Below are 18,074 nucleotides of genomic sequence, written 5' to 3' on the forward strand. Positions count from 1 at the left end.
GTGTTGTCCACGCAGAATCGGGTACGCAAACGGCTTGTCAGCATCGCGAACCTGCCCTAGGCGTACCCGATTCTGCGTCCGTATCGGCCGATAGCGAACCTGTTTCTGCGCTGAGCCCCAATCGGCACGCAAAAACACCAAAGCGTACCTATTTCTGCGGCGTACCCAATTCTGCGAGTGGGGCCGAAATCACCCGCACGAGCGCGTCGCGTACCCATTTCTGCGTACGCGAATGTCATACGTAAGGACGCTGGCGTACCTATTTCTGCGAGCCGAGGTAACGTATACGGTCAGCTTCACGGGCATGCGGTACGTATACGTCGGGCTTATTGAAAAGCTAGTGCACACTTCGCACGTATACGTTCAGAGTGGCTTATTGCGTTGCGTACCTGTTTCTGCGGCGCGCCTCCGTATACATACGAGACTAAAGACAAACAAGGCTGGTGGGAAACAGCGAGGCCGTACCCGTTTCTGCGTACGAATGCCGGAAAACAGCGTACCCGTTTCTGCGAGCACCCTTCGGAATGGGGCATCGGCGCCGTGGTGGCGAGTGCGCTGTACCCGTTTCTGCGTGGATAACCCGATTGCCTCTTTGATAGGCAGGAAAGGTCGATCAGACTCCTTGACCGTGAGCGCTCAGGCTCGTTGGATCGGCGCGACATGAAGATGGACCTACTTACCCACCAGGCGTACCCATTTCTGCGGAGCAACTGGAGGTGTCCGTCGGATCCGCGCGAAAAGCGTACCTATTTCTGCGTGCCCATGCGGATGGGTTGGGACGAGGGGACCGTGCAGGCCAGCGTCGACGGAGGACGAGAGCGTACCCGATTCTGCGAGAGGGTCAGGAGTGGGTAGGGGCTGCCAGGGGGATGCCGGGCGCAGTGCTTGGCTTGGGGCGCTATGAAAGCGTTGGGCGTAAAAAAACCCGCCATAAAGGCGGGTTCTTCGCGATCGAGCGCACCGTCAAGGTGCACTCGGAATCACAACGCTTACAGCGGGGTGATGTTCGCAGCTTGCAGACCCTTCGGGCCGTTCTTGACTTCGAACGACACGCGTTGGTTTTCCTGCAGCGACTTGAAGCCGTCGGCACGGACTTCCGAGAAGTGAGCGAACAGATCGTCACCGCCAGCGTCCGGCTTGATGAAGCCAAAGCCCTTGGCGTCGTTGAACCACTTTACGATACCGGTTTGCATGGTATTGCTTTCCAAAAAAAATATAAAAGAAACCGATGGTGCACACACCACCGTACAGCGAACTCAAGGAAAGGACACCATGGACAACCGAAGTACCAAGACGGTGGCTAACGAATGAACTGTTGCCTCGTCGCTTGAATCTGGCGGAGATTTATACGGGGGATTGAGGCTCCCGTCAAGGCAGGGGATTACCCCAACCTAAGCTGGATCAACAAACCCAGCATATGGGATCATCTCGCCTTTTTGCATATTGTCGATGAAGTGCCCGTTGGCAGACAGCGCTGGCGGCGCAGTGAGCACTTCGTCAACAGTCAGGAGATCAGTGATGTCCACGTCGGACCAGAGGCCACGGCCAGGCAGCGAATCCACCCTCGCACAGCCATCGACCGGTGTGCTCGAGCGTCTCTTCAAGCTCGGTGAACACAAGACCGACGCCCGCACCGAAATTCTCGCGGGCGTGACCACATTTCTTACCATGGCGTACATCATTTTCGTCAACCCGAGCATCCTTGGCGATGCCGGTGTGCCGAAAGATGCAGTGTTCGTGGCCACCTGCCTGGCCGCCGCCATCGGCACGTTGATCATGGGGTTCTACGCGAACTATCCGATCGCGATGGCGCCTGGCATGGGGCTGAACGCCTACTTTGCCTATACGGTCGTCAAGGGCATGGGCTTGCCGTGGGAAGCCGCGCTTGGCGCGGTTTTCATTTCAGGCTGCCTCTTCTTGCTGGTGACGCTGTTCCGTGTGCGCGAGATGATCGTCAACGGGATTCCGCACGCGCTGCGCGTGGCGATCACTGCGGGCATCGGCCTGTTCCTCGCGATCGTCGCGCTTAAGAATGCAGGCATCATCACAGCCAGCCCGGCCACGCTTGTCACCATCGGCGACCTGCATCAGACGTCCGCGATCCTGGCGGTGATTGGCTTCTTCGCCATCGTCGCGCTGGATCATCTTAAGGTGAAAGGCGCCATCCTGATCGGCATTCTCGGCACCACGATCCTGAGTTTCGTTTTCGGTGGGAACACGTTCCACGGCGTATTTTCCGCGCCACCGTCCATCGCCCCCACGCTGTTCAAGCTTGATATTTCCGCTGCGCTGTCGATCGGCATCGTCAACGTCGTGCTGGTGTTCTTCCTGGTGGAGCTGTTCGATGCCACGGGCACGCTGATGGGCGTGGCCAATCGCGCCGGGCTGCTGAAGGCAGGTCGGATGGACCGTCTGAACAAGGCGTTGATGGCGGACAGCACCGCGATCATGGCCGGCTCGTTGCTCGGCACGTCGTCCACCACGGCCTATATCGAAAGCGCTTCGGGCGTGCAGGCCGGCGGCCGCACGGGCCTGACAGCGGTAACCGTGGCGGTATTGTTCCTGGCGTGCCTGTTCATTGCGCCGCTGGCTGGCACCGTTCCCGCCTACGCAACGGCGCCCGCGCTGCTCTATGTCTCCTGCCTGATGCTGCGCGAACTGGTCGATGTGGACTGGAGCGATGCGACCGAGGTCGTGCCCGCGGTGCTGACGGCGCTTGGAATGCCGTTCACCTACTCGGTGGCCAATGGCGTGGCGTTTGGTTTCATCGCCTATGCCGGCCTCAAGCTCCTGACCGGCCGCGCGCGCGAGGTGCCGGTGATGGCGTGGGTCATCGCGGCAGTCTTCCTGTTCAAGTTCTACTACCTGCCAGGGCACTGAGCACGGCGGCTTGGCCATTTGCTGTGAAAACAGGGCGGCCTTGGCCGTCCTTTTTCTTTCCGCGGGCGTTGCCATGCCATCGTCAAAATGAAAACGATGACATTCGGCGGATGGAAATGCTGCAGTGCGTACCTATTTCTGCGTATGAAACGCGGGATCGGGACACCCACCGTACCCGTTTCTGCGGGGAATGTGAGTGCTTATTTACCTTGTAGCCTCCGCATAAAGCCGCGTACACGCCTCATACAAAAGTATGAGAGTAGGAGGAAGGGGACTACGCCGGGCTGGACAAAAGAGGCCAAATGCACTGAACTATAGGCGTGGCAAAAATTTGAGGGCGCAAGAGCGCCCTTTCTTGACTCCGGGAATCGGAGGACGCCGGCGATAACCGGCAAGCGTTTCCGACAAAGCGCCAGATCCGGCAAGTTTCAGCCAATACAAGGATCGGCCGACAATGAGACCGTTCGCTTTCGCGCCAACGGCTTCGCCACCACGAAATAAAGAGCGCGCGAACCAGATACGCGTCATATAAAGACAGATCCAATCCAGAACAGAGATAGTGGTAACAAGCGAACGTGTAGTGCCGGGGGATGTTGTGCAACGGGGAACAGATCATGACCGCAGGAGAAATCCGGCGTCCCGCCATCGGGCCCATCAGCGAATCCGCCAAGCCGTCCGCCCACCGTGCGTGGACTGTCCTGGGTGAAGCGTCAGCAGGCATCGCGCTGTCAGACTGGCATGAGGATTACGCCATTGCCGAAGTCGCCGCCGTGCTTGCCGATGACCAGGAAGTATCGCCGCGCACCCGCGCCGCGGTAGAAGGACTACTGCACCGGCACCGCCTGCTGGCCGAAGAGCTTTCGCGACAGCGCAAGCTGCTCCAGGAATGGATTCTCAGCCAGCAGACCTACAAGACGCTGTACTTCCAGTACTCCGGCCAGTCGCCCGACGCACCGAACATCGAGCTGATGCTCGAAAAGGACATGGTGCGCCGACGAATCCGCGATCAGCTGAGCGCCGGACGCGACCAGGTCAGCGTCGCGGAAGAATCCCCACACAGTTTGTCCAGACCGTGATTCCCACGTTGCGCGCGGCACCGACCGCGCAGCCAGCGGACCCCGAACGGGCCATGCGGCTCGCCGCCACACCTGCGGGCTTGGGTTCCGCCACTAACAAGAAGTTCAACGTCCGGGAGAACGTCATGGACCGACTGTGCAAGGCGCCGACACGGACCGCACAGATCGTGCTCGTGTCGCGCTATGAAGATTTTGGATTTAACGCGAACCAGTTTGGCTCCGGATGGGAAATCCGCCGGGTGCAGCAGGTTCGCGACCTCGAGCGCCTGGTGCGTGCGAGTTCGCCCATGGCTGGCGTGCTCGACCTGCAGACGCCTTACACCGATGCCGAGCTGAGCCAGCTCGAACAGGCGCTACAGCACCTGCATGTGATGTGGGTCGCCATTACATCCACGGCAATGCTGGAGGACGAGCGCATCCGTCGTCTGATCCGGGACTATTGCGTCGACTACGTGCGCACGCCATTCTCGTTCGACGAGTTGCTTTACACGCTCAAGCACGCGCATGGCATGGCATGTCTGCACGGGGCTCGCTCGCCCGAACTGGTGGCGCGCGGGCCGATGATCGGAGAGTGCGCGCCCATGCGCAACATGTTCCGCTCGCTGGCGAAGGTCGCGCACAACGACGCGCCGGTGTTCATCTCCGGCGAATCGGGCACGGGCAAGGAACTCGCAGCCCAGGCCATCCACGAAGCGTCGAGCCGCCGCAAGGGGCCGTTCGTGGCGATCAACTGCGGCGCGATTCCATCGCACCTCGTGCAATCGGAACTGTTCGGCTACGAGAAAGGCGCGTTCACCGGCGCGAACCAGCGCAAGATCGGCTGGATCGAGCAGGCCCAGGGCGGCACGCTGTTCCTCGACGAGATTGGTGACCTGCCGCTGGAAAGCCAGGTTGCCCTGCTGCGATTCCTGCAGCAAGGCATGATCACGCGCCTAGGCGGGCACCAGTCGATTCCGCTCGACCTGCGCATCATCTCCGCCACGCACGTGGACCTGGTGGCGGCACAGAGCGACGGCCGGTTCCGCTCCGATCTGTTCCACCGGCTCTGCGTGCTGACACTGACCATTCCGCCGCTGCGCGAGCGTGGCGAGGACATCCTGCTGCTCGCGAATACGGTGCTGGCCGAACACGGCCACGAGGCGCACCGGCGTATTCGCGGCTTCTCCACCTGCGCGACGCAGGCCATGATGCAGTACATGTGGCCGGGCAATGTGCGCGAACTGATCAACCGCGTGCGTCGCGCCATCGTGATGACCGACAACCGGAAAATCACGGCGGAGGATCTGCAACTGCACGGTGGGGTGGAGGTGCCACGCAAGACGCTGGATGCGATTCGCGAGGAGGCGGAACGCGAGGCGATCCGCTCCGTCATGGCCAGCCATGGTTTTCACGTGGTGCCGGCGGCGCGCGAGCTCAACGTGTCGCGCGTGACGCTATACCGGTTGATGCACAAGCACAACATCCGCATCGACACGCAGCCCGGCGCGTCGGCGGAGTAGCGACTTCGATGCAGAAAGTTCTGAAACAGCACGTGCAGTAAGTGCCAAGGGAGACTTGGCGACGTCCGCTCGCCAGGTCTCCTTTGTCCTGCCGCCCGGACAGCGGTGGCAGGCTAGCGCGGCTTGGCCCGCGCAATGCCGAACGATTCTTCCTCCCGGAGTGATCAGCTCATGCTGATCTTGCCGCGCCGTCCGCGCGGCGGCGTGGTGCCATCGTGGTTGTGATCGGGCAGCGCCTCGTGCGGATCGATCGCGCTATCGCGAGCCTGCCGCTCATCGGATTTTGCCGGCTGGTCCGGCTTGAAGCGCACGTCTCCCCATGCCCAGCCAAAGGTACGGACATAGGTGTCGTTGCTGACGGCCGCATGGCTGTTCAAGTTCACGTCGTCGGGCCGGTCGAAGTATGCGTAGTTGCCTGCCAGGGCCGGCGTCGCAATGCTCGAGAGCAAGGCCAGCGCGAGGGCGGCAAGGACTCTAGCGTGCATGGGTGGCTCCCTCCCTCACTAAAAAAGGTGCCCGCCGGGGGACGGAGCACGTAAACCGGTGTAGATCCGCGCGCGACAAAAAGCAACGACCAATCACCCGCCCGCGTGAGAAAGCGGCCCGTCAGTAACTGGGCGGCCCGCTGCGGGATCGGCTGGCGCAGGCAGCCACGCCACAGCCGGCGGCCGCGCAATAGGACATGGCGGGTCGTCTGGGCGCTCGCGGCGACGGGAGCAGGGGCGGCGACAGCAGATCCTGGACGCTTGGCGCGGGGCCCGCAAGTCGATAGGCGCGTCTGCGCGCCGTCATGCGCGCTGGTGGATGACGCATGGCTGTTTCCTCTCCCGGGGTCACTTTCGTATTGTTGTCACTGGCTCGTGTTCTTCTGGCACTGACTCTCCAGAGCGACAAGCGTGCCAATGTCATGCTTTCTCTTGTGCCGCAAGGCCTGCAGGCCGTTGACGTGCCAAGCGTTCCCGGCGGGATGACATGCTTCGATGCCATTCGGTTTCGCGGCTGTAACCGAAGGCGTGAATGTCGGCTGCAAGCGCGTGCACGCGCGCAACAAGCCGGCAAACCGTGGGCGCTTCAGCGGGCCGGCCTGGCCGGCAGCCCGGGCCGGATTCGGGGGGAAACGGAAGATGAGCGGTGGATTAACGGCCTGCGCATCCACTGGAAGGGCGGCCATGCGAGTCCAGGCCACGAGGTGAGCGGTTCGGCGTCCACATGGCATGTCCGGCGTGGTAGACAGCGATGCCTGTGCACCTTGTTGCAACGCTGAAACAGGCGGTCAGGCGATCCGCTGCCGCAGAAATGGGTACGCTCGGTGCTTGCCGAACCAGACCGCACCGCGCTCGGTGCCGTGTTCTAGCGAGGCGTGCCGGCCGGGGACGACGCGCTGGTGCCTGCGGCTTGCGATCCGTTACTGGAGATGGGTTTGGGGCCCGGCCCCGGCGCCTGATTCCGATCGCATCCTGCCAGCGTGCCCAGGCAGAACGTCAGGCAGAGCGTCAGCCCGATGTCGCGCACAACATGGGACCGGCCAAGCATGGTGCGAATCACGATTGCCTCCTGGTATCCCGGCGAGTGGATGACCCGGCCGGTTATTGTGCCTTGATCTACTCTAGCAGGCGTGTGCGCGCGGTGCTTGACCGCGCGCACTATGATGAACTCACGCCCGGATGCCGATGACGGCGGTCGTATTCATCGTGGCGCGGCCGCACGACTTTGACGGTGCCGATCTCTCCACTTATGCTTGGCGAAGTTACCCAAGGATGAACGCCATGCCCCCTGAACACGCCCCAAACAACCCGGAGCAGGCTTCCTCGCAACGGGCGCCCAGGCGCTGGCTTCCAGACCGGCACACCGGTGGGCGCACCGTGCGCGTGGTGTCGGCCTCAATCAATTCGTGGCTGGACCATCGCGCCGCCAGCAAGGGCGCGGCGTTGTCTTTCTACATGCTGTTCTCGCTGGCGCCTATCCTGGTGCTGGTCATTTCCATCGCCGGACTGTTCTTCGGCGCCGAGGCGGCGCGCGGTGAGATCTTCGCGCAGATTCAGGATCTGGTCGGTGCCAAGGGCGCCGCCGCGATCGAGGGCATTCTGGCCGCCACGCATCGCGCGGGCGGCAGCGGTGTGGCGGCAGTCATTGCCACCGGCATCCTGTTCGTCGGCGCCACCAGCGCGTTCGCAGAGCTCAAGAGCAGCCTGGACGACATTTGGCATGCGCCGCCGCCGGCCGGCGCTGGCTGGCAGAAGCTGCTGCGGGCCCGGCTGCTGTCGTTCAGCATCGTTCTGGTACTGGCTTTCATGCTGCTGGTGTCGCTGATCGTGAACGCCGCGCTGGCCGTGATCGACCGTTTCTGGGGGCAGCTCTGGACGGCCACATGGTTCGCGCCGGTGGCTGAAGGCATCTCGACGCTGTTTTCGTTCGCCGTCGTTACCGCACTGTTCGCGGTGATCTTCAAGATGCTGCCGAATGCGCGCATCGCGTGGCGCGACGTGATGATGGGCTCCGTCATCACGGCCCTGTTGTTTGCCGTGGGCAAGCGCCTGATCGGCCTGTACCTGGGCAACAGTGCGGTGGCATCGTCGTACGGGGCAGCCGGATCGGTCGTGGCGCTGATGCTCTGGATCTATTATTCGGCACAAATCTTCTTCTTCGGTGCCGAACTGACGCGCCAATACGCACTGCAATTCGGTAGTCTGCGCGGTCATGATCCCGCGCAGGAGCGCGAAACGGTAAAATAGCGCCCCTGTCCGCCCTCGGGCCAGCCGCGCCCCGGTGCCGCTGCGCCGTTCGGGCCTTTGCCATCACCAGATATCACCTGCCAGGTTCCCCCAGCCGTGAGTTCGCTCGTTTCCGAAATTGCGCGTCGGCGCACATTTGCCATCATCTCCCACCCGGACGCGGGTAAGACCACACTGACCGAGAAGCTGCTCTGGTTCGGCGGCGCAATTCAGGTGGCCGGCGAGGTGCGCGCGCGCAAGGCCGATCGCCATGCCACCTCGGACTGGATGGAGCTGGAAAAGCAGCGCGGCATCTCGGTGACGTCGTCGGTGATGCAGTTCCCGTATCAGGCGCGTCCGGAGTTGCCCGAGAACATCGTGAACCTGCTCGACACGCCGGGCCACGAGGACTTCTCCGAAGACACCTACCGCACGCTGACCGCCGTGGATTCGGCCGTGATGGTGATCGACTCGGTCAACGGTGTGGAAGCGCAGACGATCAAGCTGCTCAACGTCTGCCGTTTGCGCGCCACGCCGATCCTCACGTTCATCAACAAGCTGGACCGAGAAGGCCGCTCGCCGATCGAACTGCTCGATGAAATCGAGGACGTGCTCCAGATTCAGTGCGCGCCGATGACCTGGCCGATCGGCATGGGCAAGGCGTTCCGTGGCGTGTATCACCTGATCGACGACAAGGTGCAGCTGTTCGACCCGAAGGGCGAGAAGGGCACGGCGGCGATCATCGACGGCATCGACAACCCGGAACTCGACCGTCTCCTGGGCTCGCAGGCCGAGGAGCTCCGCATCGAGGTGGAACTGGTGCGCGGCGCGTCGCACACGTTCGACAAGGAAGCGTTCCTGGCCGGCAAGCAGTCGCCGGTCTACTTCGGCTCGGCCATCAACAACTTCGGTGTGCAGTCGCTGCTCGACGCGCTGTGCGAGCTGTCGCCCCCGCCGCTGGCGCGCCAGACCGAAAGCCGCACCGTGGAGCCCGAGGAGGCCAAGTTCACCGGCTTCGTGTTCAAGATCCAGGCGAACATGGACCCGCGTCACCGCGACCGCATTGCGTTCGTGCGCGTCTGCTCGGGCCGCTTCGATCGCGGCATGAAGCTGCTGCACGTGTCGCAGGGCAAGACTGTCGCGATCAACAACGCCATCACCTTCATGGCGCAGGACCGTAACACGACTGAGGAAGCCTTCGCGGGCGACATCATCGGCGTGCCGAACCACGGCACGATCCGTCTCGGCGACGTGTTCACGGAAGGCGAGCCGCTGCGCTTCACGGGCATCCCGTCGTTCGCGCCCGAGTTCTTCCGCCGCGCGCGACTGAACAACCCGCTCAAGGTCAAGCAGCTGCAGAAGGGTTTGCAGCAGCTTGCCGAAGAAGGCGCGACGCAGATGTTCCGTCCGCTGGCTTCGAACGATCTGGTGTTGGGCGCGGTCGGCATGCTGCAGTTCGATGTGGTGGCGCACCGCCTGGAGCACGAGTACGGTGTGGACGCGATCTTTGAATCGCACGAATGCGCCACGGCCCGCTGGCTGAAGGGCGATCCGGCCGAAATCGAGAAGCTGATCGACAAGGCCGGGCACAACGTGGCGCTCGATGGTGCGGGCGACCATGTCTACCTGGCCCCAAGCATGGTCAACCTGCGTCTGACGCAGGAGCGCTTCCCGAATATCCGGTTCCTGGAAACGCGCGAGATCGTCTGATCCCCAGCGTAGTTCGAGAACGGAAACGGCCCGCAGAAGCGGGCCGTTTCCGTTGGTGCGTGAGGCGTGACCTGTCAGTACGCCAGCGATGCCTGGATATAGAACGTGCGCGGCATGCCGACGTACATGCCACGGTTGTTGTCGACAGAACGCGTGAAGTAGCGGCGATCGAACAGGTTCTTGATGCCGACTGCCAGCTTCAGGTTCTGCGCGGCCTTGCCGAAGTCGTAGCCCATGCGCATGTTCAGCAGCGCATAGCCGGGAATGTCGCCGAGCGTGCCATCCGCCGATTGCTGCGTCTGGTACATGGGGTTGTTTTTGGCCGGGTCGCCTGACGAGTGTTGCTTCGACTGCGCGAAGCCGTCCACATTGAAAGCCCAGCGGTTGCGCACGTATCGCATCCCCAGCGTGGCCACGTGGCGCGAATAGAAGGGCAGGTCGCGGCCAGCGAACGCGCCTTGCTGGTAGGTGGCGTCCGTGAACGTGTACGTGGCGTAGGCGGTCAGGCCGGCCAGCTTTTTCGTCAGCGAGCCGAAGTCGAAGCGCAGGCCCGATTCCATACCGCGGTGCTTCGTCGCGCCAAGGTTCGTCCACGCATCCTGCAAGCCGTTCCGGCCGGCGCGCAGCTGCAGTTCGTCATCGAAGTTGATGTTGAACAGCGTCAACTCACCGCCCCAGCCGTTCACGTCATGAAAGTGCGTGCCGATTTCATAGGTCTTCGCCTTCTCGGGCGTCAGACCGTTAGTGGTGCGGTTGATCTGCGAGTACTGGACGGGCCCGAACGAAACGCCCGCATTGGCGAAGGCGGTCCAGTTGTCGGTGACGTGGTACATCACCGAGACCGACGGCAGCGGCTCGTTCGCCGAGTTGTCGGTTCGCTTGCCGATCATGTTGTCCGTGATGTTCGAGCGGATGAACTCGTAGCGCAGGCCCGGCGTGATCGTCCACTTGCCCCAGTTGATGGTGTCGTCGATGTAGATCGCGTTGGCCGTGGTGCTGCCGTCGCTGGACTGGTACAGGTTGCCAGGCAGGTTGGGCGCGTACACGCTGCCCGGCGTGTAGAAGGCCGTGCGTGTTGTCCGTTCGGAACTGGCCTCGCGCAAATAGCGATAGCCGACGCTAACCTCGTTGCTGACGCTGCCGGTGCGGAACAGCTGCGAGTAGCGCGGCTCGATCGCGAACACGTGATAGCCGCGCGGCGATTTGGTCAGCAGCATCCGGCCGCCGTTTTGCCGCTCGAGTGTGCTGCCGCGAAAGCTGTCGGTGTAGTACGTCAGGACTTCGAACTTGCGGTTGTTGTCGTTGTGCGCGTACTTGAGCGAGAAGTCCGTACGGCGGCCTGTGAAATCGTCATACGGGCGCGTGGACTGGAACGGGTTAGCCGCGAATTGCTCCGGCGTGAGGCCCCCCGGCATTCCGGCGTGCGCTTCGTAGTAGTGGAAGGCGGCCGAGAGCTCGTCGGTCTTGGAGATCCGGTAGGCGCCCTTGAGCATCAGGTCGTCGATATCGACGTTGTCATTGCTCTCGCGGTAGCCATTGCCATGCACGCCCGAGTAGAGCAGGGCGCCACCGAGACCGTTGTCGTTGGTGCCGCCGATGAAGGCCGTGGGGTTGGCCTTGATGTTGCTGCCGTGGCTGTAGATGTCGGTGGAGACCGACGCGTCAGCCGCGAAGGTTCTGGGGATCGGGCGCGTCACGAAGTTGATGATGCCGCCCACGTTCTGCGGGCCGTATCGCACTGAACCCGCGCCACGCACCACGTCGACTGCCGCGAGGTTGCCCAGCGACGTAGGAGCCATTGACAGTTGTGGCTGTCCATAAGGCGCTGCGGCCACAGGCACGCCATCCATCAGGATCGTCGAACGGGGGGAGAGCCGCGAGGTCAGCCCGCGCACGCCCACGTTTAGCGAGATATCACTGCCGCCTGTGCCATTGTTGTCCTGCACTTGCACGCCGGGCACGCGTTTCAGCACGTCGCGCACGTTATTGGCGCCCGTCTCGACAACGGCCTTCCGGTCGACGATGGTCCGTGCGCCGGGATGCTCCAACACCTTTTCCTCGCTGGGGGCCTCGAGCCAGTTGCCTACCACGGTCATGGTGTTGAGCGTGGTCTCATTGGCCGGGGTGGCGGTCGGTGCGGTCTGGGAGCGGGAGGAGAGAGGAAGGGCGAGTAGGGCGACGCCGGTGGCGCAAAGGGTCAGGCGAAAAGCTGGCAGCACAGTGAACATCCGAGGTAGGTAAATGCAAGGGCCTGATGGTGCGCAGCGCAGCGCGTCGCGAAACGCACGAACTGCGTCATAAGGCCTTTAAGTCTTAAATAGGAATGATTTGCAATTACACATCCAGCGGCGAATGTTGTCGAACATGTATCGTGATTGGATCAATGTTGATACATATAAGATTGCAGGCGGCCCGGCTTGCCTCCGTTGTCGCTCGACATGGTTCGCGGCGCCAACCGCATGCGTTGCCAATCCGGTGCTCGGGAATCGTCAGTACGCCAGCGACGCCTGCAAATAGACCGTGCGGGGCATACCCACGTACATACCCAGGTTGTTGTCGTTGGAGCGCGTGTAATAGCGGCGATCGAAGACGTTCTTGAAGCCGAGCACCAGCTTCAGGTTCTGCGCGGTCTTGCCGAAGTCGTATCCCACGCGCACGTTCATCAGCGCATAGCCGGGGATGTCGCCGAGTGCGCCGTCTGACGATTCCTGGGTTTGATACACAGTCGATTGCGCCGGATTGCCTGGCGAGCGTTGTTTCGACTGCGCGAAGCCGTCCACATTGAAAGCCCAGCGGTTGCGCACATATCGCATTCCCAGCGTGGCCACATGGCGCGAATAGAAGGGGAGATCGCGTCCAGCGAATGCGCCTTGCTGGTAGATGGCGTCCGTGAACGTGTAGGTGGCATAGGCGGTCAGGCCGGCCAGCGTATTCGTCAGCGAGCCGAAGTCGAAGCGCAGGCCCGATTCGACACCGCGATGGGTGGTGGCGCCGAGGTTCGTCCACGCATCGAGCGCGCCGCCGCGGCCTCCCTGAAGCTGCAGTTCGTCATCGAAGTCGATATTGAATAGCGTTAGCTCCCCGCCCCAGCCGTTGACGCCATCGAAGTGCGTGCCAATTTCATAGGTCTTCGCCTTCTCGGGCTTCAGACCGTTCGTGGTCGACGCGATCTGGAAGTACTGCAGCGGACCGAACGATACGCCTGCGTTGGCAAATGCCGTCCATTTGTCGCTGAGGTGGTAGAGCATGGACAACGATGGCAGCGGTTCGTCGGCCGATACGTCCCGCCTGACGCCAGTGAAGTGGTCAGTCAGGTTCGTGCGGATGAATTCGTAGCGCAGACCCGGCGTGATGGTCCAGTTGCCGACATTGATCGTATCGTCGACGTAGAACGCATTGGCCGTAGTGCCGCCCGTGCGCCACTGATACACGGGTGCCGGCAAATCGGGCGCATAGACGCTGCCCGGGGCGTAAAAGGCGGTACGCGTGGCTTTTTCCTCGCTGCCCTCGCGCAGGTAACGGTAGCCGACGCTTATCTCGTTGCTGATGCTCCCGGTGCGGAACAATTGCGAGTAGCGCGGCTCGATGGCGAACACATGGTAGTTCCGTGGCGAGGTGGTCAGGCGGAGACGCTGTGGCGTGGTGTTTCTGCGCGGTTGCTCCAGCGCGCTCCCGCGGAAGCTGCTGGTGTAGTACATCAGCACTTCGAAATTGCGGTTGTTGTCGTTGTGCGCGTACTTGAAGGAGTAATCAGAGCGCCGACCCGAGAAACTGTCGTACGGGCGCGTGGACTGAAAGGGATCGTCCGCGAACTGCTGCGGTGTCAGGCCGCCCGGCATACTGGCGTGTGCGTCGTAGTAGTGGAAAGCAGTCGAGAGTTCGTCGGTCTTCGAAATCCGGTAGGCCCCCTTGAGCATCAGGTCATCGATATCGACGTTGTCATTGCTCTCGCGGTAGCCATTGCCATGCACGCCCGAGTAGAGCAGGGCGCCACCGAGACCGTTGTCGTTGGTGCCGCCGATGAAGGCGGTGGGGTTGGCCTTGATGCTGCTGCCGTGGCTGTAGATGTCGGTGGAGACAGACGCGTCGGCCGCGAAGGTCTTGGGGATCGCCCGTGTCACGAAGCTGATGATGCCGCCGACGTTCTGCGGACCGTATCGCACCGAACCCGCGCCACGGACCACGTCCACCGCTTCCAGATTGCCCAGGGACAGCGGCGCCATGGACAGTTGCGGCTGCCCGTAGGGCGCCACGGCCACCGGCACGCCATCCATCAGGATCGTCGAACGGGGGGAGAGCCGCGAGGTCAACCCGCGCACGCCCACGTTCAGCGAGATATCGCTGCCGCCTGTGCCGTTGTTGTCCCGTACCTGGACACCAGGCACCTGGCGCAGCACATCGCGCACATTGTTGGCCCCTGTCTCGGCGATGGCTTCCCGGGCGATGATGGTCCGGGCGCCGGGGTGCTCGAGGACCTTTTCCTCATTTGGGGCCTCAAGCCAGTTGCCCACCACGGTCACGGTCTTGAGCGTGGCTTCGTTGCCCGCGCTCGCGGCTGGTGGGGTTTGGGATTGGGAGGAGAGGGGGAGGGTGAGAAGCGCGACGCTGGTCGCGCAGAAGGCAAGGCGGAATGCTGGCAGCACAATGGATATCCGGGAAGCATTGACATGTGCCCGGTGCGACATTGGCGTGGCAAAAAGCGAGCCATAAGGCACAAGGCTGGGCGAGTATAAATGCGAATGGTTCGCATTTACTTTGTGCTTTCTCAAGTTCCTGCCCGAAGGCACTACATCAATGCATCAACGTTGATACATGAAAGCGTCAGCACTTCCCGACCGCCTCGTTTAGAATCACCACCTTTGTGTCCAAGTGCACGCATTCGTGCGCTTCCCGCCTCGCAGCACACCAAATATGCTGCCGAAACATCTCCGACGTGCTCCTTCGAGCGCCGATACACCCAATGTCCACCGCCCCCGCGCAAGCGGCTGACGAGCCGCAAACCGTTTTTCGTGATCCTGCTTTCCGGCATTTCTGGTTCGCCCGGCTTTGCACCACCATCGCCTATCAAATCTTCACTGTCGCCGTCGGCTGGCAGATGTATGACCTGACGCGCGATCCGTTCATGCTCGGCATGGTCGGGCTGGTGCAGTTTCTGCCGTCGATCGTCCTGCTGCTGATGTCGGGTCATGTGGCGGACCGGTTCGATCGCCGCATCGTGGTGCGTACCTGTCAGGTGCTGGAAGCGCTGATCGCGGCATTGATGGCCGCGGCGAGTTTCTCGGGCTGGGTCACGAGCGAGCACATCTTCCTGTTCGTTGCAGCGATTGGCGGATGCCGCGCCTTTGAAACCCCCACGCTCCAGGCATTGCTGCCCAGCGTGGTGACGTCACGCCAGTTGCCGCGCGCCGTGGCGTTGTCGAGTTCGGCGGGGCAGACCGCGATCATCATCGGGCCGGCGCTGGGTGGCTTTGCCTACGTAGCGGGGCCCGGTGTGGTCTATTCGATCAGCGCCGCGCTGTTCGCGATTGCCGCGATCCTGGTCACAACGCTGAAGCTCCGGCAGGCCGCGCAGCGGATGACCGCGCAGGCCAGCCTCAAGACCCTGTTCGCCGGATTTGCCTATATCCGAAGCCATCAGGTGCTGCTGGGCGCGGTGTCGCTGGACCTGTTCGCGGTGCTGCTCGGCGGCGCCACGGCGCTGCTGCCGATCTACGCGCGCGACATCCTGCATACCGGTCCGTGGGGTCTTGGCCTGCTGCGCTCGGCGCCCGCGATCGGCGCGTTGACCACCGCGCTCTGGCTGGCCCGCAACCCGCTCAACCGTCGCGTTGGGCGCGTGATGTTCACGGCCGTGGCGATCTTTGGTCTGGCGACGATGGTGTTCGGCGTTTCCAAATGGCTGCCGTTGTCGATGGCAGCGCTCGTGGTGCTCGGTGCTTCAGACATGATCAGCGTCGTGGTGCGCCAGACGCTGGTGCAGCTCGACACCCCCGATGACATGCGCGGACGCGTGGGCGCGGTGAATTCGGTGTTCATCGGCGCTTCCAACCAGCTTGGCGAGTTCGAATCCGGGGTGACCGCCGCGCTGCTCGGGCCGGTTGGCGCGGTCCTGCTGGGTGGTGTCGGCACGCTGATCGTGGTGGTGGCGTGGATGCGCCTGTTCCCGAACCTCACCGAGCGTGATCGCCTGCACGACCATCATCCGGCCAAGGCAAGCTGAGCGGCATGGCCGCTCGCCGGCAGAAAAGCGTACCCGTTTCTGCGCGCCGGTGATCGCGCTATAGTCGCCCAATGTCCGCCCCCTCCACACCCCTCCATGACAACGCGGTGTTCTCCGCGCTCACGCAATCGCGTGCGTCGCTGGAGCGTGCCTGCGCGCTGGGTGACGGGTTTGGCCTCGCGCTCTGGCGCAACCGGATGGACGACACCGCGTATGCGCGGCCCGGCCATCACACGATGTCGGTCTACCTCGAAGGCGGCTTCTCGACGTACCGGCGCGACGTACCCGACCGCAAGGGCGCGCCCGACCGCCTGTGCCTGCTGCCTGCCGACCATGAGTCTCGCTGGCACGTCGGCGGCACGCAGCGCTTCATGCATCTCTACTTCCAGCCCGAGCATCTGGCCTGGCACTGCGTGCGTGTGCTGGACATGGAGCCACGCGCGCTGCAGTTGCAGGACCGCCTGTTTGCCGAAGACGATGCGCTGGTGGCGCTGACCCGCCACATGGTTGCGCTCGACTGGGAAGCGCCCGACATGCGCATGGCCGCCAATGCGATGGCGCACGAGGCAGTGACGCGGATGCTGCTGTCACACGGTACGCGCCAGCCTTCGGTCGACTGGCGCGGCGGTCTTTCCGCCGCCGCGCGTCGGCGTGTGACGGAGTGGGTTCACGCCCATCCGGCCGCTAATCCCACGCTCGGAGACCTGGCCGCGCTGGCGGATCTGTCTGAGTACCACTTCGCGCGCATGTTCCGCATTTCATTCGGAATGCCCCCGCATGTCTGGATCATGCGCGCGCGGCTGTCACGGGCGTGCGGGCTGCTGGGCGACCGGCGGCTCTCGTTGCAACAGGTAGCCGACCAGGCTGGCTTTGCCTCCGCCAGCCATTTCAACAACAGGTTCCGCGCCGCCTATGGGGTGACGCCGGGACAAGCGCGTGCGTCTGGAATGGGCGCACTACCGTCTATTTCGGCCTCTCAGGGATCGTAAGGCGCACATTTAGGCCATCTCGCTGCACTGCGTCACGCAGAAATGGGTACGCTTTTGCTGAAGACCGATCCGGAACGTCTCGGTCCGACGGGTGTCTACGAGCTTTGCCCTGAAAGGAAGGAGCCGACGGATGGACCTGAAATTCATTGATGCCGCCAAAGTCGAGGCCACCTGGACCTATCTCGCGCAATTCGCGGTTAGCCAGGGGCTGAACCTGCTGGCTGCGCTGGCGATACTGGTTGGCGGGTGGTGGTTGTCTGGCCGCGTCAGCCGGGCGTTGACGCGGGCGCTGCAGCGCACCTACATCGACGACACCCTGAGGCCGATGCTGACCGCGGTGGCGCAATGGATCATCCGGATCCTGACCATCGTGCTGGTGCTGTCGCAGTTTGGTGTGCAGACCGCCAGCATCATCGCGATGCTGGGTGCCGCCGGCCTGGCGATCGGGCTGGCGTTGCAAGGCACGCTGCAGAACATCGCGGCCGGCATCATGCTGGTGCTGCTGCGGCCGTTCCGCGTCGGGCAGTACATCGACGCGCAGGGCGTGGCGGGCACGGTGCGCGAAACCGGCCTCTTCATGACCGAGTTGACGACGGCCGATGGCGTTTGCATGCGCGTGCCGAACGGCAAGATCTGGGGCAGCGCCATCACCAACTACAGCGAGAACCCGACGCGCCGCCTGGACATCGAGGCCATCGTCACGTTCGACAGCGACATTCAGGCGGGCCTCGATGCGCTCAAGGCCATGATGGCCGAGGAGTCACGCCTGCTGCCCGAGCCGAGGCCCGAAGTCATGGTGACCCGCTACACCGACCGGGGCATCACGCTGAACGCGCGCTACTGGACGAACAGCGGCGACTTCTGGAACGTCCAATATGGCTTCTTCGGCCGGCTGCAACAGCGGCTAGAGGATGCCGGTTGCCGCTTGGCCGTACCCGTGCAGGAAGTACGCAGGCCAGAGAGCGGCGACGCCGCCCGGGCGTAGCCCA

At 63.0% G+C, this 18,074-nt stretch carries 13 protein-coding genes; 8 read left to right on the plus strand and 5 right to left on the minus strand.

Annotated elements, in window-relative coordinates; genetic code table 11:
- Positions 1-989 precede the first annotated feature (989 nt).
- Positions 990-1,193 carry a cold-shock protein gene (locus WD006_RS23215; protein WP_008646365.1) on the minus strand — a complete coding sequence of 68 codons (204 nt, stop codon included), beginning with the start codon at positions 1,191-1,193 and terminating at the stop codon, positions 990-992.
- A gap of 325 nt (positions 1,194-1,518) precedes the next feature.
- Between WD006_RS23215 and WD006_RS23220 the strand changes: the two genes are divergently transcribed.
- From WD006_RS23220 to WD006_RS23230, 3 genes are all read left to right on the plus strand, one after another.
- Positions 1,519-2,880 (plus strand): NCS2 family permease, encoded by a 1,362-nt coding sequence (locus tag WD006_RS23220; protein ID WP_011520211.1) that lies wholly within the window; start codon positions 1,519-1,521, stop codon positions 2,878-2,880.
- A 614-nt stretch (positions 2,881-3,494) separates the two neighbouring features.
- Positions 3,495-3,956 (plus strand): hypothetical protein, encoded by a 462-nt coding sequence (locus WD006_RS23225; protein WP_029308704.1) that lies wholly within the window; start codon positions 3,495-3,497, stop codon positions 3,954-3,956.
- A 125-nt stretch (positions 3,957-4,081) separates the two neighbouring features.
- Positions 4,082-5,455, plus strand: a complete 1,374-nt coding sequence (locus tag WD006_RS23230; protein ID WP_017514649.1) for a sigma-54-dependent transcriptional regulator — start codon at positions 4,082-4,084, stop codon at positions 5,453-5,455.
- 164 nt (positions 5,456-5,619) lie between these two features.
- Here the strand turns inward: WD006_RS23230 and WD006_RS23235 are convergent, their stop codons facing one another.
- Complete coding sequence (locus WD006_RS23235; protein WP_011520208.1) at positions 5,620-5,940, minus strand: hypothetical protein; 321 nt, start codon at positions 5,938-5,940, stop codon at positions 5,620-5,622.
- An 865-nt stretch (positions 5,941-6,805) separates the two neighbouring features.
- On the minus strand, positions 6,806-7,000 hold the full coding sequence (locus WD006_RS23240) for a hypothetical protein (RefSeq protein ID WP_029308706.1): 195 nt from the start codon (positions 6,998-7,000) through the stop codon (positions 6,806-6,808).
- A 221-nt stretch (positions 7,001-7,221) separates the two neighbouring features.
- Between WD006_RS23240 and WD006_RS23245 the strand changes: the two genes are divergently transcribed.
- Both WD006_RS23245 and WD006_RS23250 read left to right on the plus strand, forming a co-directional pair.
- Entirely contained in the window at positions 7,222-8,187 is a 966-nt protein-coding gene (locus WD006_RS23245) for a YihY/virulence factor BrkB family protein (protein WP_011520204.1), read from the plus strand.
- A gap of 96 nt (positions 8,188-8,283) precedes the next feature.
- Positions 8,284-9,876 carry a peptide chain release factor 3 gene (locus tag WD006_RS23250; protein ID WP_011520203.1) on the plus strand — a complete coding sequence of 531 codons (1,593 nt, stop codon included), beginning with the start codon at positions 8,284-8,286 and terminating at the stop codon, positions 9,874-9,876.
- Between the two features lie 74 nt (positions 9,877-9,950).
- On the opposite strand, the gene WD006_RS23255 is transcribed toward WD006_RS23250, so the two are convergent.
- On the minus strand, positions 9,951-12,095 hold the full coding sequence (locus WD006_RS23255) for a TonB-dependent receptor family protein (RefSeq protein ID WP_411500152.1): 2,145 nt from the start codon (positions 12,093-12,095) through the stop codon (positions 9,951-9,953).
- 270 nt (positions 12,096-12,365) lie between these two features.
- A complete protein-coding gene (locus WD006_RS23260; protein WP_029308708.1) occupies positions 12,366-14,519 on the minus strand; it encodes a TonB-dependent receptor family protein in 2,154 nt (717 codons plus the stop codon).
- 317 nt (positions 14,520-14,836) lie between these two features.
- Here WD006_RS23260 and WD006_RS23265 point away from each other — a divergent pair, with 317 nt between their 5' ends.
- The 3 genes from WD006_RS23265 (at position 14,837) to WD006_RS23275 (ending at position 18,070) form a co-directional block, all read left to right on the plus strand.
- Positions 14,837-16,096 (plus strand): MFS transporter, encoded by a 1,260-nt coding sequence (locus WD006_RS23265; RefSeq protein ID WP_011520200.1) that lies wholly within the window; start codon positions 14,837-14,839, stop codon positions 16,094-16,096.
- A gap of 71 nt (positions 16,097-16,167) precedes the next feature.
- Positions 16,168-17,085 (plus strand): helix-turn-helix domain-containing protein, encoded by a 918-nt coding sequence (locus WD006_RS23270; protein ID WP_029308709.1) that lies wholly within the window; start codon positions 16,168-16,170, stop codon positions 17,083-17,085.
- Between the two features lie 130 nt (positions 17,086-17,215).
- Positions 17,216-18,070 carry a mechanosensitive ion channel family protein gene (locus WD006_RS23275; protein ID WP_011520198.1) on the plus strand — a complete coding sequence of 285 codons (855 nt, stop codon included), beginning with the start codon at positions 17,216-17,218 and terminating at the stop codon, positions 18,068-18,070.
- The last annotated feature ends 4 nt before the right edge of the window (positions 18,071-18,074 follow it).

It is taken from the genome of Cupriavidus sp. Met-2, assembly GCF_049843575.1.
GTDB lineage: Bacteria > Pseudomonadota > Gammaproteobacteria > Burkholderiales > Burkholderiaceae > Cupriavidus > Cupriavidus metallidurans.

What these genes read in the sequence shown, in the direction of transcription:
- WD006_RS23215 (WP_008646365.1), bottom strand. Translation starts at nt 1,193, where the DNA reads ATGCAAACCGGTATCGTAAAGTGGTTCAACGACGCCAAGGGCTTTGGC.
- WD006_RS23220 (WP_011520211.1), top strand. Translation starts at nt 1,519, where the DNA reads ATGTCCACGTCGGACCAGAGGCCACGGCCAGGCAGCGAATCCACCCTC.
- WD006_RS23225 (WP_029308704.1), top strand. Translation starts at nt 3,495, where the DNA reads ATGACCGCAGGAGAAATCCGGCGTCCCGCCATCGGGCCCATCAGCGAA.
- WD006_RS23230 (WP_017514649.1), top strand. Translation starts at nt 4,082, where the DNA reads ATGGACCGACTGTGCAAGGCGCCGACACGGACCGCACAGATCGTGCTC.
- WD006_RS23235 (WP_011520208.1), bottom strand. Translation starts at nt 5,940, where the DNA reads ATGCACGCTAGAGTCCTTGCCGCCCTCGCGCTGGCCTTGCTCTCGAGC.
- WD006_RS23245 (WP_011520204.1), top strand. Translation starts at nt 7,222, where the DNA reads ATGCCCCCTGAACACGCCCCAAACAACCCGGAGCAGGCTTCCTCGCAA.
- WD006_RS23265 (WP_011520200.1), top strand. Translation starts at nt 14,837, where the DNA reads ATGTCCACCGCCCCCGCGCAAGCGGCTGACGAGCCGCAAACCGTTTTT.
- WD006_RS23270 (WP_029308709.1), top strand. Translation starts at nt 16,168, where the DNA reads ATGTCCGCCCCCTCCACACCCCTCCATGACAACGCGGTGTTCTCCGCG.
- WD006_RS23275 (WP_011520198.1), top strand. Translation starts at nt 17,216, where the DNA reads ATGGACCTGAAATTCATTGATGCCGCCAAAGTCGAGGCCACCTGGACC.